Source organism: Cupriavidus sp. 01L46 (assembly GCF_056399905.1).
Genome location: NZ_JBFTSF010000081.1, coordinates 1 through 22554 on the forward strand (window position 1 = coordinate 1; position 22554 = coordinate 22554).

The window sequence follows — 22554 nt, forward strand, 5'->3', positions numbered from 1 at the left end:
AAACAAGCACGAACGGCATACTTATCGCTACCGGTCGAAGCGCTTTCCATCACAATGTAACGTTGGGTGTCGAAGGTGACTATGCAACCTGTCCTGCTTGCAAGGCTGGTGGCCCTGTGATGAACGACTGCTACCCGGCCTTCGACATACACGGCAAACAATTGCTTGTAAGCGGAGCACGAGTCTTCTGCAAATGTTCAACGAAGCCGTTTGTTATTCCCTCACAGAGGGACTTCACCATTGAGGTGAACCGAGGAGGATGCCGAGGTGCGGCACCGATCAAACCAACAAGCAATCTAGGCCCGGATGCCTCGAACAAGCTTGTTGAGGATATGCAAAATAAACAATACGCCGAGGACGAGAGCTTAATTTGCCCAAACATGAGCAAGGTCGAATTTCATGCAGCCATGATGCAACTGCGCGACAAGGCTGTACGGCTGCTGAGTGATCGGCTTTTCGAGTTGTCGCGGTGGAATCAGGCAGACCAGGACAAGATGATCCTGTGGTTCGGTCACACGTCTGGCAATACGCGGCAATCACTACGCGATGGGTTGACCAGAATCCGTGAAATTATGGGAAGCTTGCGTGAAAGGAACTTTGAACGCCATTCAGAAGAGGGACTCCGGCGCGTGGGGTGTGTACCGCGTGCCCGCGATGGGGAAGTTGAAGCAACCGCGAGTGTTTGCAAGCCGGATGGCACATACACCATTTTTGTCGGCCCAAAATTCTGCCGTCTGGATCATGAGCAGAATAGCCCAGAGGGAATCCCCTTCGATAAGGATAGTAAGCTAACAGTACTCATTCATGAGGTTTCACACTTTCCCGAGGCAATGAACTCTGAAGACAAGTGGTACAACATTCTCCTGTCAAGGCTTCGGGCCAAAGCGCGTAATCAGTTTTGCATCGTCAATGCAGATAACATCGCATACTACGTGACGAACATCCCAAATTGGAGCTACAGGCCGCCAGCATGGAAACCGTGATGAAAAAGCTGCTCGTTGCATTCGTATTGCTCTGTGTGTTGCCTGCATATGCCTGCCGCCCTGCATTCTTGACGCACGAACCCATCTTCGAGCGTGGGGCCGCGAAGCTCTCCGCCCCCGAAATTGCTCGGCTTGCCGCGTGGCGCAGTGATACGCGGCAAGCGTTTCCTGCGGGCTTTGAGGTATTCATGTCGCTCTGGCAGAACGAGAGCGCCGGAATCTCCAGGAAGCTTGCCGAAGCGCGTGCACGTTGGCTTGCTGATCTGCTTGAGCGCATGGATGTCAACGGCGCCGACATTCACCAGCCAGAGATTCGCGACATCGACAACCGCCACGTCTCAACAGGGGATGCCGTCACGTTCCTGAACACCGTTACGATAGCTGTAAATCCGCGATGCCCGCACGCATGTTGCGACAAAGCGAGTCGGTGAGTTGTCTTCCGTGCGTACTGGGGCGTGTCCCCTGGTATGGGGGTCGTCTTGCATGCCCGTGAGCYGCGGCGCAATGATGTCGTTCTCGCTCACGATTTCGCTAGTGCCGCGTACCCACCTGCAGGCAGATTTCCCTGATGCACTGTAAATGACCTCAGACATGGCCTTGGTGATTGAAGGGGGGCAAACCGCCCATGTCGCGGTCTCAGGCGCGCAGATAACCCTCCGCCAGCGCCACCCAGCACGCGGCACCAAGCGGAATCAGCTGGTCGTTGAAATCATATCCATCGTTGTGCACCGAGCAGCCCACCCACTCACCGGTGCCATTGCCCAGCGCAAAATAGCAGCCCGGCATCCTTTCCAGCATCCACGCGAAATCCTCGCTGCCCATCTGCATCGACGGCGGCACCTGGATGACCTTGTCGCTGCCCAGCACGCTGGCCACGGCCTGCMGTGCGATGGCGGTTTCTTCCACGGTATTGCAGATCGCGGGCGCCAGGCGCTCATAGGCGATGTCTGCCGTCACGCCGCAYGAGGCAGCCTGGTGCGTCACCACCTCGCGGATGCGGGTCTCCAGCAGGTCTCGCACCTCTGCCACGGTGGCGCGCACGGTTAGCTTCAGCGTTGCGGTCTCCGGGATGATGTTGTAGGTGCTGCCGGCCCGCATCTCGCCCACGCTGATCACAGCGGCGTCGACCGGCGCCACATTGCGCGCCACGATGCCTTGCAGCGCCACCACGGTCGCGGCGAGGGCCACCACGGTCGCGGCGAGGGCCAGCGTGGGATCGGTGGCGCGGTGGGGCATGGCGCCATGGCCGCCCTTGCCGCGGAACGTGATCGTGGCGCGGTCCGAGGAGCCGCCCATCGGGCCGCTTTGCACGACCGCCATGCCGACCGGCAGGCCGGGGGCATTGTGAAAGGCGTAGATCGCGTCGCAGGGGAAACGCGCGAACAGGCCGTCGTTCATCATGGCCAGCGCGCCGGTCATGCCTTCCTCGTCGGGCTGGAAGATCAGGTTGAGGGTGCCGTCGAAATTGCGCGTGGCGGCCAGGTACTCGGCAGCGGCCAGCAGCGTGGCGGTGTGGCCGTCATGGCCGCAGGCGTGCATGCGTCCTGCCACCTGGCTGGCATAGGGCAGGCCGGTGCGCTCCTGCAGCGGCAGCGCGTCCATGTCGGCGCGGATGCCGATGGTGCGCGCGCCGTTGCCTACCTTCAGTTGCGCCACCAGCCCATGGCCGCCCACGGCGTGCACGCCATAGCCCCATTCGCGCAGCAGCGCGGCGGCCATCTCGGCGGTGCGTGGCACGTCGGCGCCCAGCTCTGGGTGGGCGTGGATGCGGTGGCGCAGTGCGGCGAAGCGCTCGGCGGATTCGGTCAGTGCCGGCGGGATATTTCCTGGGTGCTCGGTCATGGCTGCAGGGTGTGTGATGCGTTCGGATGGGATGGGTCTTGCGCCGCGGGTCAGTCGCGGCCAGGGTGGCTGGGGAACAGCGCCAGCGCGGTCAGGCTGATGCAGGAGGCGGTGATCAGGTACCCGGCAGGCGCCATGTTGCTGCCCGTGGCGCTGATCAGCCAGGTCACGATCAGCGGTGCGAAGCCGCCGAACACGGTCACGCCAAAGCTGTACATCATCGACATGCCGGTGGCGCGCTGGTGGCGCGGCAGCGCTTCCATCAGCAGGGCGGCACCCGCGCCGCTGCTGACCGAGCTCAGGGTCACGGCGGCGCCGATCAGCGCCATGGTGAGCGRCAGGCTGGGGCCCGCGGACAGCAGCGTGAAGTTGGGGTAGACCAGCGCCAGCGAAGTCAGCCMGCCGGCAAAGAGCAGCGGCTTGCGGCGCGGCAGCCGGTCGGCCAGCAGGCCGAACAAGGGCGCCATCACCAGCATGGCAGCGCCGGCCGTGCATGCCGCCAGGAAGGCGGTGACGGGCGGCAAATGCAGCGAGGTCACCAGGTAGGTGGGCATGTAGAACACCATGATGTACATGGATGAGGTGCTGCCGGTCATCAGCAATGTGCCCAGCAGCAGCGTGCGGCCATGCTCGCGAAACACCTTGCCCACGCCGCCATGCGTGCTGCCGCCTTCGTGGGTTTCTTGCAGGTGCCGGCGGATATACATGCCAACTGGCGCAATCAGCAGGCCAAGCATGAACGGCAGGCGCCAGCCCCACTCAAGCATGGCGTCGGGGCTGAGCAAGGCCGATACGGCGGCACCGGTCAGCGCGCCCAGCAGCGCGGCACCGCCTTGCGTGGCGGCTTGCCAGCTGACCAGGAAACAACGGTTGCGCTTGCTGGCGGTCTCCAGCAGCAGGGCGGATGCGGCCCCGATTTCCCCGCCAGCCGACAAGCCTTGCAGCAGCCGGCCGATGACCACCAGCACGGTAGCGGCCACGCCGATGCTGGCATGGGTGGGCGTGAAGGCGATCAGCGCGGTGCCCGCCGTCATCAGCGCGATGGTGAGCGTGAGCGCCGCCTTGCGGCCGCGCTGGTCGGCCAGGTTGCCGATCAGCACCGCGCCCAGGGGGCGCATCACGAAGCCGACACCAAAGGTGGCGAAGGACAGCAGCAACGATGCCAGCGGGCTGCTGGACGGAAAGAACAACTTGCCGATGGTGGCGGCAAAGAAGCTGTAGACCGTGAAGTCGTACATTTCCAGCCCGTTGCCGATGGCGGCGGCAACCGGTGTGGGCAGCGGTCATGCGGTCCTCCTCGGGTGGGGTAGACGGGCAATGGGTGCGGCGTGGCCCCGTTGCTCTCGGTGTGGGGGCATGTTAGGGGCCGCGAGCGGGATAAGCACTTCGCTTTTTTTCATGGGTATGCGCATTGGGAATCAGAGCCCGGCCGCAGGGCGCGGCGCTGCCGGCCACGACGACCGGGTCGCTCCGTATCGGCACATAAGGCGCGGCAAGCAACCAGGTGCTGCTGAAGTACCCGACCCGCACGCCCCGGCCTGCCACGGTAGAAGCGGCGTGGTGTGCCATCTTCGCGGCGGCGCGCGGCGTGGGGAAATTCGCTTGCTTCTATTACCCTTGGATTTGGTTTTGGCTCGTAACTTATTGATTGTTATTGGTTTTTGCGCGGAGGGCGGATGGCCTCATGCTGCGCCTGCAGCAGTGCCGGAGCATTGCGTGGCCTGCATGCACATTGCCGGCGCATGCCATTTCGTCATGGGGCGGTGGTGCTGCCCGGTGGCGGGTAGTGGCCCGCCAGCGCTTGCAGCACGGCGTCGTGCAAGCGCGCTGCCGCCCACGTCAGCACATGCCGGTCGCGCGTCACCAGCGAGATGATGCGGTCGGGCACGGGCTCGGCGACCTCGATGAAATCCATCCGCTCGGTGATGTACTTGCTGCCAAGCGACTCGCTGGAAAGCAGGATCAGGGTGTCAACCTGCCAGCACAGGTCCAGCGCCAAGCCCATCGATGTGCATTCGACCACCCGGGTCGGCACCGCCAGGCCGTTACCGGCGAATAACTGATGAAAAGGCGAACCGGCATCGGACAGCGGGTCCAGCGCCAGCCAGTCCGCCTGCTGCAGCAGGCGCACCGAGCGCGCCGCGCGCAGCGGATGCCCGCGCCGCGCACCGATCATGGTCGGCAGCCGGCACACCTGGGTGCAGTCCAGCCCGCGATCCAGCGGCAGCAACTGCGAGGTCACCGCGAAATCCATGGTGCCTTCGCGCAGGTGCTCCAGCAACTGCGCCGGGCGCATCTCCAGCACCCGCAGCCGGGCGTTCGGGAACTCGCGGCGGAAGGTGCTCAGGCAGGCCGCCATCGGCCGCATCAGCGCCGTCACGGGCGTCACGCCCACGGTGATCTCGCTTTGCACCGTGCCTTTCATGTCTTCCAGGTCTTCGCGCGCGCGCCGCACATTCTCGCTGATCAGCCGCGCATGCGAGACCAGCCGCTGCCCGTAGGGCGTGAGCTGCACGCCCTTGCTGGAGCGCACAAACAAGGTGGCGCCGACGCTGCTCTCCAGCTCCTTGATCGCCTTGCTCAGCGCGGGCTGCGTCAGGTGAAGGATGCGCGAGGCTTCCTGGATGCTGCCGGTTTCGGCAACGGCGGCCAGGGCGCGCAGCTGGTTGAGCTTCATGTGGAGGCCTGCTGGATCGTGGGCGGACATGTTAATGGCAAAGCGGGTGGCGCGAAAGGACGGGCGCCCGGTGCCGTGATCCGCGTGCGAGGTGGCCTTGAGGTGGCTTTCAGCCGGGCGCCGGAACCATTGGCATGCTCCTTGCGCGGGGAACTGCATCCGGCTTGCGCTAGAATGGCAAGCCTAGCCACTGTAAGCAATCATGATGCGCTGCCATCCCGGCGTGCGTGATTCATCTTGCGTTAGCGCGTGAGCACCGATATTGTGCATCGGTGCAGCGCCGACGAAGCTGCGCCGCAGTAGCCATCTTTTTCTCGCAGCGCTTCGTCTGCCTTACTCTCAATATCCCATGCAGCTTGACGACACCAACCCGCAAAACTCCTTCCTGAACACCACGCGCAAAGAGCGCAAGCGTGTGCAGGTGTATCTGGTCAGCGGCATCCGGCTCGTCGGCTCCATCGAGTCCTTCGACGCGTTCGTGGTGATGCTGAGCACGCCCGGCGGCATGCAGACCATCTACAAGCGCGCCATCTCGACGATCCAGCTGGATACCGGCACGCGTCCTCCCGGCGGCGGTGGCGGCGCACGTCCGCCCGGCGCAGGCCCGCGGACGCCGGGCTCGGGCCCCCGTCCGCCGCGCGTGACTTCAGAAGGCAACGCCCAGGCACCCCTGGTGGTAACGCGCAAGCGCCGCGCCATGGTGCCTGGCGGCTCAGACGAGTAAGGCTGGCCGCCCTTGGGTGGGGCGGCTTTCTACGTTCCGCCTGACCCGCTCATTGCCGGAACTGTCGCGTGCCGTTTTCATTGAATCCGGTCAATCGCACCCCGGCCGGGAGGCCGGGGCCTTGCGAAAGGCGGTGAGGCCGCCTCGCGTCAGTTGCCGATGCCGAGCAGCTCGACTTCAAAGTTCAGGGTGGCGTTCGGCGGGATCGTGCCGGGCACGCCGCGCGCGCCGTAGGCGGTCTGGCCCGGGCACACCAGCTTGGCCTTGCCGCCGACCTGCATCTTCTGCACGCCTTCTGTCCAGCAGGGAATGACGCGGTTCAGCGGGAACGAGATCGGCTGGCCACGCTTGTAGGAGCTGTCGAACTCGGTGCCGTCGGTGAGCGTGCCGCGGTAGTGCACCTTGACCACATCGGAGGCCTTCGGCGTGGCGCCGGTGCCCTTGACGATGGTCTGGATGGTCATGCCGGACGGCAGGGTTTCCGCGGCCGGGGCGGCAGCGTGGGCGATGGACGCCATGCCCAGGGCGGCAAGTAGCAGTGCAATCTTCTTCATATGTCAGCTGGCAGAGTGGAGGAGGAAAGTTGGCCGGTCGCGCCGGCCTGAAAACCAGCATCTTAAACCGGGAATGGGATCCCAGGTGGACTTGCAGTTCATTGGCAGCCTGCATCACGTAAGGCGCCTCGATGACCCATTTGCCGCCGCCCGATGGCACGAAGAAGCCCAGCACGGCCGAATAGACGCCCATCACCGCAGAGAACGATTCCTTGGTGGCGACCGAGACGAACGCCGATGCCAGGTGGTGCGACAAGGTCGTGCCATCCATGCCGGCCGCCTTGGTGAGGATGAACGCGATGCCGCCATACAGCGGAAACTGGATCAGCACCCCAGCGGTGGATGGCACGGACCTGGCCACGGCGCGCAGGAAGCGCTTGGGACGCCAGTTCAGCAGCATTCCCAGCATCAGGAACAGGAAGTTGTAGGTGTTGAGGTTGGAGATCGCGAGGATGGGGTCCTTGGTGGTGAACTCATGTACCAGCCAACCGGCGCCGAGGGCCACGATCAGCAGGGTCAGCAACGGGCTGTACTCCAGCCATTCTCCGGGACGCGTGGGGCGGCCAATGCCATCGCCGGCATCGTCGATATCCACGCCCATGTCCTGCGCGGTGCGCGCGCGCTCGCCCGCCGGCGCTGAAAAATACGCTACCAGCAAGGAAGCGGCGATCAGCACGGCCGTCATCGCCATGGATTGCCACAGGAAGATGGTCTGCGAAAACGGAATCACGCCGGTGATATCCAGCAGCGACTTGGGCAGGCTGGCGGGATTGGCCTGCAACTGCGCCGCGGACGAACTTAAGCCCAGTGCCCAGGTGGCACCCATCCCCAGGTAGGCGGCGGCGCTGGCCGCGCGATAGTCCACGCGCAGCCCGGTGCGGCGTGCAATGGCCCGCACCAGCAGCCCGCTGAAGATCAGGCTGATGGCCCAGTTGAGCAGGGAGGTCAGCAGGCTGACCAGCGCGACAAAGGCGATGGCGCCGCGCGCCGTGCGCGGCAGGGCGGCTAGCCGCTCGATCAGCAGGGAAGCCGGGGGCGAGGCCGCCACGACATAGCCCGAGATAGCCACCACCGCCATCTGCATGGTGAACGGGATCAGGCTCCAGAAGCCGTCGCCAAATGCGCGGGCCACGCCTTGCGCGGGCGCGCCGATGGCCATCGCGCCAAGCGCGACGACGATCACCGCGATGGCCGCGAAGATATACGAGTCGGGAAACCAGCGCTCGGACCAGTCGGTGACCTTGACGGCCAGGCGCTCCAGTCCGCCGCGGCCGGGGTCGTCCGGATGGTCCGGGCGATCCGTTGTGTCCAGGGATAGGGGCGTGCTTTTCATGCTTGTCTCCTTGCATTGCCATGGCTTTCCGCGCGCGGCGAGCCTTCGAATCCTTCATAAGCCATGACGGCGGCCGCGAGGTCTTCCAGCGCGGTGCCGACGGCCTTGAAGACGGTGATCTCCGTGTCATCCGTGCGGCCGGGATGGCGCTGCTGGCACAAGTCCGCGAGCGTGGCCCGGATGTCGGCGGCCTTGAGCACGCCAGCGTCGATCGGGTGGAGCAGGTCGCCGGCCTTGCGCACGGCTTCGCTGGTATCGACGAAGACGGAGGTTGACGCGAAGCAGCCGTCGTCAGCCTCGCGCATGGCCGGCGTGAAGCCGCCGATCAGGTCCAGGTGGGTGCCGGGCCTGAGCCACGCGCGATGCACGAGCGGCGAGGTGGAGAGCGTGGCCGAGGTCACGATGTCAGCGTCTTCGCAGGCGGCGGCGATCGTCGGGACAAAGCGCGCCTCGAAGCCGTCGGCCCGCAGTCTTGCCGCCAGCGCTTCGCCTTGGCTCGCGTTGATATCCCAGACGGCAACGCGCTGGATCGGCCTGACGGCGCGATAGGCATGGGGCAGCAGGCTGGCAACGCGGCCCGCGCCGAGCACCAGCATCGACGAAGCATCATTGCGGCTCAGGTAAGAGGCCGCCAGCGCCGACGCGGCGGCGGTACGCCTGGAGGTGATCTCGTTGCCATCGATCATGGCCAGCGGCTTGCCGGTGCACGCATCGTGCAGCAGGTAGGTCGAGTACAAGCCCGGCAGCCCGGACAGCGTGTTGCCCGGGTAGATGGTCACGGTCTTCACGCCGAGATAGGCGCCGGCCTGCCAGGAGGGCATCAGCAGCATCGTTCCCGGCGCTGCGCCGTGCGGATCGATGACATGGCTGTGGCGCTGCGGGACCTCGCAGCCGCGGATAAACGCGTCGCGCAGGGCGGGCACGAGTTCGGCGAACGGCAGCAGCGCGCGGGTGGTGTCGGAGTCGAGTATCAGCATGTTGGCTTGGGTGGGGTTGGAAGAAGGGCGGCGGCGGGCGCGATCACGCGTTCAGCACGATGTCGCTGGCAGGCACCGCCTGGCACGCCAGGCACATCCCGGCATCCTCGGGTTCCTCGCCATGCAGGTGCCGGATACGGCCCGACATGACGGAAACCGCGCAGCTCTCGCACTGCCCGACCCGGCAGCCGCTGGGCAGTGCCAGGCCGAGTCTTTCGGCGAAGCCCAGCAGGGGGCCGTCCGCCGAGCGCCAGGTGCCGGCGGTGCCGGACCTGGCGAACACCACCTTGAACTGCTGGCCGGACCCGGCCGCCACGCGCTCGGGCGAGCGGAACACTTCGCGCAAGATGTCGGCGCGCGGCACGCCACGGTCGGCGAGCGCATTGGCGAAGGCGGTCATCATTGGCGCGGGGCCGCACATATAGACGAGCGGGCGCTGGCCGAGCAGGCCGGCCGGGACATGCTCGGCGTTGACGCGTCCGGCCACGTCGTAGTCGACGCCGGGCACGTCGCCTTGCGCGGGACGGTCGTAGAAGTTGACGACTTCCAGCGTCGGCAGGGCGTGCCGCAGCGCGCGGATGCGTGACCGGAACGCATGGGCCAGGCCGTTCTGGTTCGCGTACAACAGCAGCATCTTTGGCGGATCGGCGAGCCCGGCCAGCGATTCGAGCAGGCTGATGAACGGCGTGATGCCGATCCCGCCGGCCAGCAGCACCAGCGGGCGCCGGGTGCGCACCGGCATGACAAAGGTGCCGGACGGCGAGCGCAGCGCGACGACGTCGCCAACCGCAAGGCACAGGTTGATATGCGACGAAGCGCGCCCGAACACGGCCTCGCCGGTATCGCTCAGGCCCGCGGCGCGGCGCACGCAGATCGAGTAGCCGCGCCGCGCCGGCAACACGGCGGGACCGGTCAGCGAATACGAGCGCACGATCTCTTCGCCGGTGGGCGGCACAGTGAGCTTGATCGTCACATGCTGGCCGGGCAGGAAGTCCGGCAAGCCGCCGCCATCCAGGGGCTCCAGGCATACCGACGTGACCTCGCGCGCTTCCTTCGCCAGGCTCGCGACGCGAAAGGCGCGATAGCCGTCCCACCGGCGGCGCGTCACGTCGAAAGCAGGATCGGGCTCGACGTTGCAGCGATAGGCCCGCAGCGGCACGGAGCCACTGACCGGATCGATGCTGTCCGCGGCGATCAAGCCGTTGTAGTTGCTGTTGTTCTCGCCCGTGACGCCCAGCGCGGTCTGCGCAAGCGCATCGCAGCGCTGCCACCAGCCAAACTCGCCGACCACCACGCGGGGATGCAGGCCTTCCCGGACCTTGGCGATAAACCTTGCGCTGCCGATGGACGTGGTCACCCRGATCGCATCGCCGCTGGCGATCCCGCGCGCGGTTGCCAGCGCGGCGGAGATTTCCGCTTCGGGTTGCAGCGCGCGGCGCCGCAGCGAAGGCAGCCCGCGATGCTGGCTGTGACAGTAGTAGCCGCTTTTGGCCGAGGTCAGGACAAAAGGATAGGCGCCGCCGGCAGTGTCGTCCGCTTCTTCGGGGCACTGGCCGGCGCGTGGCAGTGGCGGATAGCCGTGACGCAGCAGCTGTTCCGAGTACAACTCCACCAGCCCCGTTTGCGTAGGAAAGGCGCGCTCACGCGGCCGGCCCGCATACTTGCGCTCCACGTCGGCAACGGGCACGCGGATGCCTTCCGGCTGCTCGCGCAGCCTGTCCACCGTCAACCCCGAAGGGGCGAGCATGTGGTTCCATCCCGCCTCCAGGCTGCCGCCAAAGAACGCCTGCCCCATGCCCAGCCTGACGGCGAGGTCGAACACGATGTCGTTGTCCGAGCGCGATTCCCCGCGCGGCGACACCATGCGCTGGCGCAACTGCACCAGTTGCTCGGCCTCGGCGGAGATCTCGAAGCCGATGCGCAGTCCCTCGCGCTCCCACGRCGTGTTGACCGGCAGCAGGATATCGGCATAACGGGAACTGGGGGTTTCGAACAAATCGCAATGGACATAGAAGTCCAGGCTGCGCAGGGCGCGCTCGCCGTCTTCCACATCGGCTTGCGAGAGCAGGGGATTGGTGCCGAATGCCAACAAGGTGCGCACGGCGTAGGGCTGCGCATGCAGGATCGCCCGGTAAAGGTCGCGCGCGGTGACCCATCCCTGCGCGGGCGGCCCGAGCGGTCTCGCGTCGTAGCCCAGCGCCTTGCTCTTTTGTTCTGGCGGCAGCAGGTCGAAGCTGCTGACCGGGTTGTACGGTGGCTTTTGAAAGATCCGGTTGCCGCCCGTCTTGTCGAAACTGCCGGTCAAGGCATAGAGGCAGGCGATTGCCCGGTCCGTCTGGGTTGCGTTGTCATGCTGGCCAACGCCGGACCAGGCGTGATAGGCCACGCGCCTGGCCGAGCCGAACAGGCTTGCCGCATGGCGGATATCCGCCTGCGCCACCCAGGTGAGCCGCGCGGCTACGTCCGCGGGGTAGCGGGCGCATTCGCCGGCATACAGGTCGAAGGCGGGTCGGCAAGCGAGCGTGGCCGTGGCCTGGCCCACTTCGAATGTGCCTCTTAGCGCAACATGCTCGAAATCCCGCCCGGCCAGCGCCGACGACGGCCGGGCTTGCCCGGCATGGGCGTCCCAGACCAGGTAGGCATCGCCATCGGCCAGCCCCAGGTCGCGGCCCCGCAGGAAGCGCCCGTTGTCGCTGCGCACCAGCAAGGGGCCATTGGTCCATTGCCGCACGAAGGCCAGGTCGAACGCATTGGCTTCGATCAGCAGGTTGGCGATCGCCATGGCAAGCACGGCGTCCGTGCCCGGCCGCACGCGCAGCCATTGCTCCGCCTGGCCAGCCAGCGCGGTCTGCCTGGGGTCCACCACCAGCAGCTTCGCGCCGGCGGCCCTGCCGGCGCCGATCGCTTCGGCCTGCGACAGCCAGGTGTTGGTCGGGTTGTGGCCCCACAACACGATGAGTTCGGCGTTGCGGTAGTCGGCGGTCGGCATGCCGCAGCCGAAGGTGAAGGCGTGCGCGTAGTCCTTGTGCCAGTTGCAGATTTCCGTGGCGTAGCAGGTGTTGGGGCTGCCAAAGAGCCGGATAAGCCGCTCGATCCAGTCGATGCTGTCGGACAGCGGCGTGCCGCTGGGCGTGGTGACGGCAAAGGCGACCGATTCGGCGCCGCCGTCGCGCCTGGCCTGGAGCAGGCGCTGCGCAACCTCGGCCAGGGCCTCCTCCCAGCTAATGCGCTGCCAGCCGGGATCCGCATCGGTCTTGGGCGTGGTCCGACGCATCGGATACAGCACGCGGTCGGCGCTATGGACCAGTTCTGGCGCGGACTTTCCCTTCATGCACATCGCCTTGCCCGTGGGGTGCGCGGTGTCGGGGCGCACTGCGATCAGCGCATCATTCGCCACCACGTTCACCGTGCCGCATCGGGAGCGGCACAACGTGCAGTAGCCGCGCTTGTCTTCCTGAATCATCGTCGTCACCGCATCTTGTCTCCTGACCGGATGCTAGCTAGCATGAGGAAGTATTTCTAATTCATAATTTCGACATAGCAATATTGGAATAATCGATGCTCCCCACGTTAAAGCAACTGCAGCATTTCGTGGCCATCGCCGAAACGGGACAGGTGTCGCGTGCGGCGCTTCGTTGCCACGTATCGCAGTCGTCCATGACGGCCTCCCTGAAGAGCCTGGAGGAAGCGGTGGGCACGCAGTTGTTCACCCGGCACGCCAGCGGCGTGCGCCTTACCGAAGCCGGTACGCGTTTCCTGCGGCATGCCCAGCAGATCGACGACGCTGTGCTGGACGCGGTGGAAGCCGTCAGCGTGGCGCCGGTAGACATCGCGGGCACGGTGCGCCTGGGCGTGACCGAAACCATCACGGCCTATGTGCTGCCCGGCTTGCTGGAGTCCATCGAGAGAAAGTTTCCCCGGCTCCGGCTTGAGTTGCTGGAGCGGGAACGGCATGACATCGAGCTGGGCATCCTGCGTGGCGAGATCGATATTGCCCTGCTGCTGGTTTCGAACCTGCCCGGGCTCGACCATGTCACTTGCGAAACGCTGCTGCGCTCGCCAAGGCAGCTATGGGGCCATCCCGAGCATCCGCTGATGATGGCGGACCGCATCGGCCTGGCGGACGTGGCGCGGCATGACTACATCCTGCTCGACATGGACGAGCACATTGCCACGGTCGGCAAGTACTGGGGGCAATATGGGCTGGCACCCCAGGTCCGCTACCAGAGCTGCTCGATCGAGGCGGTCCGCAGCCTGGTGGCGGCCGGGCGCGGCGTTGCCATCCTGTCCGACCTGGTTTACCGGCCGTGGTCGCTCGAGGGGCAGCGCATCGTGCGGCGCGGGATTGCCGACAAGGTGCCGTCGATGGACGTGGGGCTGGTATGGAAGCGCGAGCCCGCCACCCCGGGCACCGTGGTGGCGCTGGCGGACTACCTGCGCAGCGCGCTCAAGGGCAGGCAGAGCGCGCGGATGTGAGCTGCGGGGCCGTGCCAGGGTCAGTGTCCAGCGCCGGGCTCCCGCGGCCGCAAGGCAGGACCGGGCTGGCTGCTCCCGGCCGGATCGCGGGCTTTGCGCAATATCCGTTGAAGCTCGTTTTCCCCAATGACCCCTTCGGTGCACGCGGGGCACTTGAGCACGGTCAGGAGGATGGACGCGCCCACTTCGGGCCCATCTATCTGCAGCGTTGTCGCTGACAAGTCAGATTTCCTGCAGCTTGGACATAGCATGGCGCGAGGGGATGATGAGGTGTCAGGGAGCAGGCGCGGCGCATCGCTTGCGCTCGCCAGGTTCTTGCTGGCGCGGCGGGCAGCGGGTATCGCCATAGGAGCAGAATACGCAGCAGTCCCCGGCCTTGGGTTTCAGCACGGCGTTGCAGTGCCCGCATGTGTAGGACCACAGGCACGCGTCGGTGGGCATGTTCTCGGCGCTCCRGTGTCCGCAATGTGGACAGGTGATGATCGCGTGCAGCAGGACTTTGCCCATCCCCTTCCCTTAAGGCCGGCTTGCACGTAGTCTAGGTGCGTACTCAGGTACGGAGTCAAGCGATGGAATCGGCACTGACGATCGGGCAGGTGGCCAAGGCGGCCAACGTGGGCGTGGAAACAGTGCGTTACTACCACAGGTGTGGCCTCTTGCCGGTACCCGAGCGAGCGCCTGGCGCCATCCGGCAATATCCACGTGAAAGCCTGCAAAGGCTGATCTTCATCCGCAGAGCACAGTCGCTTGGATTTACGCTGGATGAAATCCGTGCCTTGCTGCAACGCAATGACGGTAGCACGTGCGGGACCGCGCGTGCGCTGGCCGAGCGCAAGCTCCAGGCGGTGGAAGCGCGCCTGCGGGAGTTGCAGGCGCTGCGTACCGACCTGCACAGGTTGATCGGGCAATGCCACGCCAATGGCKGCACCGGCTCGTGCCCCTTGATTGACACATTGTGCGCGTCCAGTTAGCCGTCCAGCACGCCACGCGGCATCTATCTTCCATCGTTCTTGCACGGCGCCAGCATGACTGGGTACTTCCAGGAGACCCGGCCGCAGGAGCTGTTCCGGGGTTGCAGCCACTATTGCGAAATGGTGAGCAATCCAGACGACCCGCCGCGCATCATGCAGTCGGCCATGCGGGCTGCCCTGGGGCAGCGCGGAGTGGCGGTGCCTTGCCGCAGGCCATCGGCGCGCAGTCGTTGTTTCCACAGCGGCAGGTGGTGGCCATGTGCGGTGACGGCGGCTTCTCGATGCTGCTTGGCAACCTGCTCACGCTGCGCCAGCACAAGCTGCCGGTCAAGGCGGTGATCTTCAACAACGGCAACCTTGGCTTTGTCGCCATGGAAATGAAGGCATCGGGGTTCCTCGATACCTATACCGATATGGTGGATACCGACTTTGCCGCGATCGCGATGGCCGCCGGCATCGCGGGGATTCGCGTGGAGGATCCGGGGCTGGTCGGGCCGGCGTTGCAGGAAGCCTTCTCCCGGCCCGGGCCGGTGGTCGTCGACGTGAAGACCAACCGGCTGGAGCTGGCAATGCCGCCCACCATCACCACCAAGGAGGCCAAGGGCTTCAGCCTTTACCTGCTGCGGGCGATCATCGACGGGCGCGGCGCAGAGGTGGTGGACCTGGCCAGGACGAACCTGTGGCGATAACGCTGGTCCCTGAGGCCTGCAGCTAGTCGATCCGCGCGCCGCTCGCCTTGACGATCGGCCGCCAGGCCTGGTACTCGGCCGCCACGAACTTGCCGAACGCATCCGGTGTGTATTGCATCGGTTCCGCGCCTTGCATGGCGAACTTCTTGCGGATATCGGGGCTATTCACGGCGTTGGCCACGGCCTTGTTCAGCTTGGCGATCACATCGGGCGGCGTGCCCTTGGGGGCAAACAGGCCAAACCACGCGCCGGTTACCAGGTTCTTCACGCCGGCCTCGGCCATGGTCGGCGTCTCGGGCAGCGCTTCGGCGCGCTTGGCGCTGGTGACTGCCAGCGGGCGCAGTTGCCCCGCGCGGATATGGCTCATTACCGACGGGATGGTGGCGAACATGAACTGCACGCGCCCGGCCAGCAGGTCGTTCAGGGCATCGGCGCCCTTGTAGGGCACATGCACGGCGTTGGCGCCGGTGCGCTCGTTGAGCAGCGCGCCGGACAAATGCGCGGCGGTGCCAACACCCGTGGAAGCAAAGTTCAGCTTGCCGGGGTTTGCCTTGGCATAGGCCACCAACTGGGCGACGTCGCTGGCGGGCACGCTGGGATGCACCACCAGCACGTTAGGCACGTCGGCGATCGGCGCGACCGCGGCCAGCGCGGTTTGCGGGTTGACCTTGAGGTTGGGGTACAGCGTGGGATTGATGGCGACCGGGCCCACCGACGTGGCCAGCAGCGTATAGCCGTCCGGCGCGCTCTTGGCGACGAACTCCGTGCCGATGTTGCCGCCCGCCCCCGGCCGGTTCTCGACGATCACCGTCTGCCCCAGGCTCTGGCCGAGCTGGTTGCCGACTTCGCGGGCGAGGATATCGGTGGTGCCACCCGCGGAGAACGACACCACGATACGGATAGGTTTGCCGGGATAGGTTTCGGCATTGGCGCCGGTGCCGGCACCGGCGATGGCAAGCGAAAGCAGCGCGGCGGCGGCTAGCCGCTGTGGCAGGATCATGTCTCTCTCCACGAGAATAGAGGTGGTTTCGGCCCGCGCTACTTTGGCGCGTGCCACCAGGGACATGGTACGAAGCTGGTCTCGTCCAKCGTTGATCAAATAGAAACGCTGCTTTCTTTCATGATGATGGCGCGGGCCTTTAGCGCGCCGCCGCCTGGCTTAGCGCGAGCGCTGGAAATGCCGCTCCATTGTCGCGCACTGGCCCAGGTAGTCCAGCAGCTTGGCCGTCCCGGCCGGCAGCGATTGCCGGTCGCGCACGCAAACATAGAAGTTGCGCGTGGCCCACGCATCGGTCAGCGTCAGCAGGCTCAGCCCCATCATCGACAGGTAGTTCTTGGCGATGCCCTCCGGCACCACGGCAATGCCCAGCCCCTCGCGCACCATGCGGCAGCGCGCCTCGAAGTTCGACACCTGCGTCTTCACCGTCAGCGGCCGCGAGATGGTGCTGTTCGCCAGCTGCAGGAAGGCATCGAAGGTATGGCGCGGGAAATAGCCGAGGAAGTCGTAATCCAGCGCTTCTTCCAGTTGCAGCGAGCCCTTGGCTTCCAGCGGGTGGCCGCGCGGCACCACCAGTCCCACCCGGTCCGAGCGGTAGGGCAGGGAGAACACGCCGGGGCTGGGCGCTTCGGCATGATAGATGCCGATGTCGGCGTCGCCGTTGGAGACCATGCGCGGAATGTCGAAGCTGAACGATTCGATCAGGTCGATGCGGCTGTCGGGCGCGCTGTGCAGGAAGCCGCTGATGTCGGTGGGCAGGAACTGGAGGATGGTGGACCGGTTTGCCGCCAGGCGGATCTTGGCGATCCCGTCCATCGAATAGGTGATGAGCGCCTCTTCGGCCAGCTTGATGCTGCGCACGATGGCCCTGGCATGCTGGTAGAGCATGGCGCCGGCCGGCGTGGGCTCCACGCCGCGGCCGTGGCGCACCAGCAGCGCGGTGCCGACCTGGCGCTCCAGTTCGGAGATGCGTTTGCTGGCTGCCGAGGTGACGAGGTGTTGGCGTTCGGCTGCGCGGGAAAGGCTTTTTTCCTCGACGGCGGCGATGAGAACTTCCAGGGAGGCGATATCCATACGGGTGTCTGCGGCTAGGTGAGTCTATGTGCGTCTGTGTGCGTCTGTGTGCGTCTGTGTGCGTCTGTGTGCGTCTGTGTAGCGGCGGGCGTGGCGTACGAAGGCGCCAGGGACGGCCTGCCATGCTATGCAGGCTCGCCGCCAACGTCAAACCGGATTTTCCCGGGCGCGGCAGGTCGCTTGCCAAATGCGCCGGCAGCCGGGCTTGCGGGGCCCCGGCGCATGCCATTTCGCCACCGTGCTCGGGAGCCTTCACCAAATTTCAAAGCTCCCCGGCAGGCGATCCTTAACATCGGGGTCAAGGCGGCAGGCAATGCGCCATCAAGCCGCCTTTGAGACAAACAATGACGAGGAGCACTGCATGGTGATCGATGAACTGGCCGAATACGTCGGCGCGCAAGGGCGGCGCGCACTGTCGCCCGAGGTTCTCCATGATGGCAAGCGCGCCGTGATCGACTGGTTTTCCGCGCTGTTTCCCGGCACGCGCATGTCGCCGGGGACCAACCTCGTCGAGGCGCATCGCGACGAGCTGGGCGTGGGCGCGGCCACCGTGATCGGCCATGGCACGACGGCGTTTCCGGCCACGGCTGCGTGGATCAACGGCAGCGCATCGCATGCCGCCGAGTTCGACGATATCTTCCGGGACGCGGTCTACCATCCCGGCTGCCCGACCATCTCCGCCGCGCTGGCGCTGGCCGAAGCCCGGGATGCCACAGGCGAGGCCTTCCTGCGGGCGGTGGTGGCAGGCTACGAGGTATCCACCCGCATCGGCGCAGCAATCCAGCCCGCGCACTATCGCTATTTCCATACCACCGGCACCGTGGGCTGCTTCGGCAGCGCGGCGGCCAGCGCCTTGCTGCTGGCGCCGGGAGACGCACGCGTGGCCGCGGATGCGCTGGCGACTTCCGCCACCTTTGCCTCGGGTTTGCAGCAGGCCTTCCGCTCGGATGCGATGACCAAGGCGCTGCACGCCGGGCACGCCGCCATGGTGGGCGTGCAGGCGGCGCAGGGCGCGGCCGTGGGCGTCAATGGCGTGCACGACATCCTGGAAGGCGCAGCCGGCTTCGGCGCGGCGCTGTGTGGCAGCCCCGACTGGTCGAGCGTGGGGCAGGGGCTGGGCACCACCTACAACATCCTGAGCATCACGCAGAAGAACCACGGTTGCTGCGGCCATACCTTTGCCGCCATCGACGCGGCGATCGAACTGGTGCGCGAGCACGGCATCGATGGGGCCGATATCGAGGCGGTCACCGTGTGGGCATACCAAGCCACCATCGACGTGACCGGCAACGCCAATCCCGTTACCGCGTTCGAAGCGCGCTTCAGCCTGCCCTATGTGGTTTCGCATGGCATCCTGCGCGGGGCAGTGCGGCTCGATGCCTTCTCCGATGAGCGCCTGCGCGACCCGCAGATCCGGCAACTGATGAAGCGCGTCACCCTGCATGCGGACCCGGAACTGACGGCGGCATTCCCGCGCCAGCGCGCGGCGCGCGTTGAGATCCTGTGCAAGAGCGGCGCGCGCCATGCGCTGTTTGCCCCTTACCGCAAGGGCGATCCCGAATCCCCGCTGGACGACGCCACGCTAAACGACAAGTTCATGGAGCTGGCCGCGCCGGTGATCGGCAGCGGCACCGCCAAGGGCTTGCTGGCTGCCCTGTGGCAACTGGACACCGGCAGCGTACGCGGGCTGCGGCTCGCCGGCCTCGGCGCGGCGTGAAGCATGAACCCGATGACTGCAGAGACAACCATGGCTGAAATGGACCCACAAAGCGCCCCGGCAAAATCCGCCAGCCTGGCCAAGGCGCTGTTCTCGCCGGACACGGTGGCGTTGGTGGGCGCGTCCAGCGATATCACCAAGAACACCGCCCGGCCCATGCGCTTCATGCGCAAGCACGGCTACCGGGGCACCATCTACCCGATCAACGCCACGCGCGCCGAAGTGCTGGGCGAGAAGGCCTATCCCAGCCTGGCGGCCGTGCCGGGGCCGGTGGAGCATGCCTTTGTCATGGTGCCGGGCAAGCACGTGGAAGCCGCGCTGGAGCAATGCGCGGCCAAGGGCGTGCAGGTGGTGACGGTCTTCTCGGACGGCTTCGCCGAAGTGGGCGAGGCCGGCATGGCCGCGCAGCAGGCGCTGGTGCGCAAGGCCCAGGCGCTGGGCGTGCGCCTGATCGGGCCGAACAGCATCGGCGTGGTCAATGTGGCGTCCGGCGCGGTGCTGTCCGTCAATGCCGTGCTGGAGATGGACGAGCTGCACGCCGGCAGCATCAGCGTGATCTCGCAAAGCGGATCGATGCTGGGCGCGCTGCTGTCGCGAGGCGCCGCGCGCGGGCTGGGCTTTGCCAAGCTGGTGTCGGTCGGCAACGAGAGCGACATCGGCGTGGGCGAGCTGGTCGACCTGCTGGTGGACGATGACGCCACCAAGGTCATCCTGCTGTTCCTGGAGACGATCCGGGACGCCGCCGTGCTCGGGCCGGCGCTGCGCCGCGCGCGGCAGGCCGGCAAGCCGGTCATCGTTTACAAGCTCGGCCGCTCTGCGCAGGGCGAGGCGCTGGCCCAGTCCCACACCGGCGCACTGGCCGGCAACGACGCCGCCGTGGATGCCTTCCTGCGCAAGTACGGCGTGATGCGCGTGGAGATGCTCGAGACGCTGTTCGAAGCGGCGCCGCTGGCCCTGCGTTATGGCCAGTKGGTGCCCGCGCTCCAGCGCAATCCCCGCGTGGCGGTGGTGACCACCACGGGGGGCGGCGCGGCCACCGTGGTGGATCGGCTGGGCCTGTCTCAGATCGACGCCGTGGCGCCGCCGGATGCCTTCGTGGCGCACATGATCGGGCGCGGCGTGCGTATCCGCCAGACGCCCATCATCGACCTGACGCTGGCGGCGACCAGCGCGCAGTACAAGGACCTGGTCGAGCAACTGCTGCTGAGCGACTGGTGCGACGCCGTGCTGTGCGTGGCGGGCTCATCCGCACAGTTTCACCCGGAGCTTGCCGTACGGCCCATGGTGGAAGCCGCCGGGGCCGGGCACAAGCCGCTGATCGCGTTCCTCGCGCCGGAGGCTGGTGCGTCGCTGCAGGTGCTGCAGGCAGCGGGCATCCCGGCCTTTCGCACGCCGGAGGCCTGCGCGGACGCGCTGGCGCAGTTGTTCAAGGCCGCGCGGGCGCACCCCGAGGCTGACGAGGCCATCGCGCCGCTCAGCTGGCCGGCGGGCTTGCCTGTGGCGGGCAACCTTTCGGAGTACGAGGCGGCCGGCGCATTCGTGGCGCTGGGCGTGCCTGTCGCGCCCCTGGCGCTGATGCCGGTGGGCGAGTGCTGGCACAAGATTCCCTATCCGGTGGTGGCCAAGATCTGCTCGCGCGACATCCTGCACAAGACGGACGTGGGCGGCGTACGCGTCGGCGTGCGCGACACGGAGGAATTGCAGCGCGCCATGGCGGGGATCCTGGCGGATGTCGGCCGCGCCGTGCCGCAGGCCCGGCTCGACGGCATCCTGGTGCAGCGCATGGAGGACAAGTTGCTGGAGCTGATGCTCGGCTACCGGGACGATCCGCTGGTGGGGCCCATCGTCATCCTGAGCGCGGGCGGCATCGCGGCCGAGCTACGTCCGGACGTCAGCCTGCGCCCGGCGCCGGTGACGCGCGACGATGCCATGGAGATGATCGGCGAAGTGCGCAGCACCGCGCTGATCCGCGGCTTCCGCGGGCTGCCGCGCGGGGACGTCGGGGCACTCGCCGATGCCATCGTGCACTTTTCCCGGCTGTCGGCCTTTGAGGGCGTGCGCGTGCTGGAGGCGGAGATCAATCCGCTGTTCGTGCGCGCCGATGGCGTGGTCGGCGTGGACTGCGTGGTCCGGCTAGCTGAGCAAAGCTGAGCAAATCTGAACAAAACCGAACTGAACCGAACTGAACATAGCACTGGAGACAACCATCATGGATTTCAGACTGACCCAGGAGCAGGCCGAATTCGAACGCRCCGTGACGCGCTTTGCCGAGCGCGAGCTGCGCGCCGGCTCCGTCGCCCGCGCCCATACCGACGAGTACCCGTGGGGTGTGGCCCGCAAGATGGGCGAGCAGGGCCTGCTGKGCATCACCATTGCCGAGGCCGACGGTGGCCAGGGTGGCAGCCTGATGGACGCCATCATCGCCATCCAGGCTGTTGCCGCGGTCTGCCCGCGCAGTGCCGACGTCATCCAGGCTGGCAACTTTGGCGCCATTCGCGTGCTGGCGGAGTACGGCTCGCCGGCGCAGAAGGACAAATGGCTGCGCCGCTTGCTGGCCGGCGAGGCGTTGATCTCCGTCGGCATGACCGAGCCCGAGGCCGGCTCCGCCGTGACCGAGCTGCGCACCACGGCTACGCCCGACGGCGGCGATTTCCTGATCAACGGCACCAAGGTCTTCACCACCCACGGCCCGCACGCCGACGTGATCCTGGCCTATGTGCGCTTTGGCCCGGGCGTGGGCGGCATCGGTTCCGTGCTGATCGATACCAAGCTGCCGGGCGTGCGTATCGGGCAGCGCTCCAGGTTCATGTCCGGCGAGGAATGGGCGCAGATCTACTTCGAGGACGTGCGCATCCCGGCTTCCGACGTGCTGCTGGGCGAGGGGGGGTTCAAGAAACAGATCGCCGGCTTCAATGTCGAGCGCATGGGCAACACCGCGCGCTCGCTGGCGCTTGGACGCTATGCCTACCAGGTGGCGCGTGACTGGGCGATGCAGCGCAAGCAGTTCGGACGCCTGCTGTGCGAGTTCCAGGGCCTGCAATGGAAGTTCGCCGAGATGAAGATCAAGCTCGATGCCGGCCAGCTGCTGCTGTACAGGGCGGCTGCCAATGCGGACAGCGGCTTTCCCTCGGCGGAAGAAACCGCGATTGCCAAGGCGTTCTGCAACCAGGCGGGCTTCGACGTGGCCAACGAGTCCCTGCAGGTGATGGGCGGCATGGGCTACAGCCAGGAGGCGCTGGTGGAGTATTGCCTGCGCCGTTGCCGCGGCTGGATGATCGCCGGCGGCTCCATTGAAATACTCAAGAACCGCATMGCCGAAGCGGTGTTCGAGCGGACCTTCTCGCAGCGCCCGGAAAAGGCGGCCGCGCCGAAGGCAGCCTGATCCGCCAGCAGCGCAAGCTCGCCACGGGTGCGCTTTTGCGTACAACGGAAAGCGGGGCGCCGGCAAGCTTGCCGTCGCCCCAGTGCGTTGTGCGCAGCCAGCCATGCGACGCCAGTAGCACTCGGCGGCAAACTTGGCTAGAGTGGGAACCTCATACA

At 66.3% G+C, this 22554-nt stretch carries 17 protein-coding genes and 2 pseudogenes; 9 read left to right on the forward strand and 10 right to left on the reverse strand.

The window, feature by feature from the left end; translation table 11 throughout:
• Together AC1DS3_RS16630 and AC1DS3_RS16635 are read left to right on the forward strand one after the other, a co-directional pair.
• On the forward strand, window positions 1-983 hold a 983-nt coding region (locus AC1DS3_RS16630; protein ID WP_477127551.1), incomplete at its 5' end, for a M35 family metalloendopeptidase.
• Window positions 971-1414 carry a hypothetical protein gene (locus AC1DS3_RS16635; RefSeq protein WP_441635449.1) on the forward strand — a complete coding sequence of 148 codons (444 nt, stop codon included), beginning with the start codon at window positions 971-973 and terminating at the stop codon, window positions 1412-1414. The genes AC1DS3_RS16630 and AC1DS3_RS16635, both read left to right, overlap by 13 nt.
• A 205-nt stretch (window positions 1415-1619) precedes the next feature.
• Here the strand turns inward: AC1DS3_RS16635 and AC1DS3_RS16640 are convergent, their stop codons facing one another.
• From AC1DS3_RS16640 to AC1DS3_RS16650, 3 genes are all read right to left on the reverse strand, one after another.
• Entirely contained in the window at window positions 1620-2825 is a 1206-nt protein-coding gene (locus AC1DS3_RS16640) for an amidohydrolase (protein WP_477127552.1), read from the reverse strand.
• A gap of 50 nt (window positions 2826-2875) precedes the next feature.
• Window positions 2876-4105 carry an MFS transporter gene (locus AC1DS3_RS16645; protein WP_477127557.1) on the reverse strand — a complete coding sequence of 410 codons (1230 nt, stop codon included), beginning with the start codon at window positions 4103-4105 and terminating at the stop codon, window positions 2876-2878.
• Between the two features lie 473 nt (window positions 4106-4578).
• The gene (locus AC1DS3_RS16650) at window positions 4579-5502 is read right to left on the reverse strand and encodes a LysR substrate-binding domain-containing protein (protein WP_441635443.1); all 924 of its coding nucleotides are present in this window, start codon (window positions 5500-5502) and stop codon (window positions 4579-4581) included.
• Window positions 5503-5851: 349 nt separating this feature from the next.
• Here AC1DS3_RS16650 and hfq point away from each other — a divergent pair, with 349 nt between their 5' ends.
• Entirely contained in the window at window positions 5852-6226 is a 375-nt protein-coding gene (gene hfq / locus AC1DS3_RS16655) for an RNA chaperone Hfq (RefSeq protein ID WP_441635441.1), read from the forward strand.
• Window positions 6227-6375: 149 nt separating this feature from the next.
• Here hfq and AC1DS3_RS16660 read toward each other — a convergent pair whose 3' ends face one another.
• The 4 genes and pseudogenes from AC1DS3_RS16660 to AC1DS3_RS16675 form a co-directional block, all read right to left on the reverse strand.
• A complete protein-coding gene (locus AC1DS3_RS16660; RefSeq protein WP_441635439.1) occupies window positions 6376-6780 on the reverse strand; it encodes an FKBP-type peptidyl-prolyl cis-trans isomerase in 405 nt (134 codons plus the stop codon).
• 79 nt (window positions 6781-6859) lie between these two features.
• Window positions 6860-8113, reverse strand: a pseudogene (locus AC1DS3_RS16665) (short-chain fatty acid transporter); the annotation flags it as partial.
• On the reverse strand, window positions 8110-9090 hold the full coding sequence (lhpI, locus tag AC1DS3_RS16670; RefSeq protein ID WP_441635436.1) for a bifunctional Delta(1)-pyrroline-2-carboxylate/Delta(1)-piperideine-2-carboxylate reductase: 981 nt from the start codon (window positions 9088-9090) through the stop codon (window positions 8110-8112). The gene lhpI and the pseudogene AC1DS3_RS16665, both read right to left, overlap by 4 nt.
• Before the next feature lie 43 nt (window positions 9091-9133).
• Window positions 9134-12553, reverse strand: a complete 3420-nt coding sequence (locus AC1DS3_RS16675) for a molybdopterin-dependent oxidoreductase (RefSeq protein WP_477127558.1) — start codon at window positions 12551-12553, stop codon at window positions 9134-9136.
• 95 nt (window positions 12554-12648) lie between these two features.
• On the opposite strand from AC1DS3_RS16675, the gene AC1DS3_RS16680 reads away from it, so the two are divergent.
• Window positions 12649-13566 carry a LysR family transcriptional regulator gene (locus AC1DS3_RS16680; protein WP_441635434.1) on the forward strand — a complete coding sequence of 306 codons (918 nt, stop codon included), beginning with the start codon at window positions 12649-12651 and terminating at the stop codon, window positions 13564-13566.
• 273 nt (window positions 13567-13839) lie between these two features.
• Here AC1DS3_RS16680 and AC1DS3_RS16685 read toward each other — a convergent pair whose 3' ends face one another.
• A complete protein-coding gene (locus AC1DS3_RS16685; RefSeq protein WP_477127553.1) occupies window positions 13840-14073 on the reverse strand; it encodes a GDCCVxC domain-containing (seleno)protein in 234 nt (77 codons plus the stop codon).
• 62 nt (window positions 14074-14135) lie between these two features.
• Here AC1DS3_RS16685 and AC1DS3_RS16690 point away from each other — a divergent pair, with 62 nt between their 5' ends.
• Both AC1DS3_RS16690 and AC1DS3_RS16695 read left to right on the forward strand, forming a co-directional pair.
• Window positions 14136-14537, forward strand: coding sequence for a MerR family transcriptional regulator (locus AC1DS3_RS16690; RefSeq protein ID WP_477127554.1), 402 nt, complete (start codon window positions 14136-14138; stop codon window positions 14535-14537).
• 200 nt (window positions 14538-14737) lie between these two features.
• Window positions 14738-15226: pseudogene (locus AC1DS3_RS16695) on the forward strand (thiamine pyrophosphate-dependent enzyme); the annotation flags it as partial.
• A gap of 22 nt (window positions 15227-15248) precedes the next feature.
• Here the strand turns inward: AC1DS3_RS16695 and AC1DS3_RS16700 are convergent.
• Together AC1DS3_RS16700 and AC1DS3_RS16705 are read right to left on the reverse strand one after the other, a co-directional pair.
• On the reverse strand, window positions 15249-16226 hold the full coding sequence (locus AC1DS3_RS16700; RefSeq protein ID WP_441635429.1) for a Bug family tripartite tricarboxylate transporter substrate binding protein: 978 nt from the start codon (window positions 16224-16226) through the stop codon (window positions 15249-15251).
• Between the two features lie 159 nt (window positions 16227-16385).
• Window positions 16386-17297 (reverse strand): LysR family transcriptional regulator, encoded by a 912-nt coding sequence (locus AC1DS3_RS16705; RefSeq protein WP_441635427.1) that lies wholly within the window; start codon window positions 17295-17297, stop codon window positions 16386-16388.
• A gap of 361 nt (window positions 17298-17658) precedes the next feature.
• Here AC1DS3_RS16705 and AC1DS3_RS16710 point away from each other — a divergent pair, with 361 nt between their 5' ends.
• From AC1DS3_RS16710 to AC1DS3_RS16720, 3 genes are read left to right on the forward strand one after another with little or no spacing between them, the layout of a single operon-like run.
• Entirely contained in the window at window positions 17659-19014 is a 1356-nt protein-coding gene (locus AC1DS3_RS16710) for an MmgE/PrpD family protein (RefSeq protein WP_441635425.1), read from the forward strand.
• A 30-nt stretch (window positions 19015-19044) separates the two neighbouring features.
• Window positions 19045-21165: an acetate--CoA ligase family protein gene (locus AC1DS3_RS16715; protein ID WP_477127555.1), complete on the forward strand. Its 2121-nt coding sequence runs from the start codon at window positions 19045-19047 to the stop codon at window positions 21163-21165.
• A 58-nt stretch (window positions 21166-21223) separates the two neighbouring features.
• Window positions 21224-22396 (forward strand): acyl-CoA dehydrogenase family protein, encoded by a 1173-nt coding sequence (locus AC1DS3_RS16720; RefSeq protein WP_477127556.1) that lies wholly within the window; start codon window positions 21224-21226, stop codon window positions 22394-22396.
• Window positions 22397-22554 lie beyond the last annotated feature (158 nt).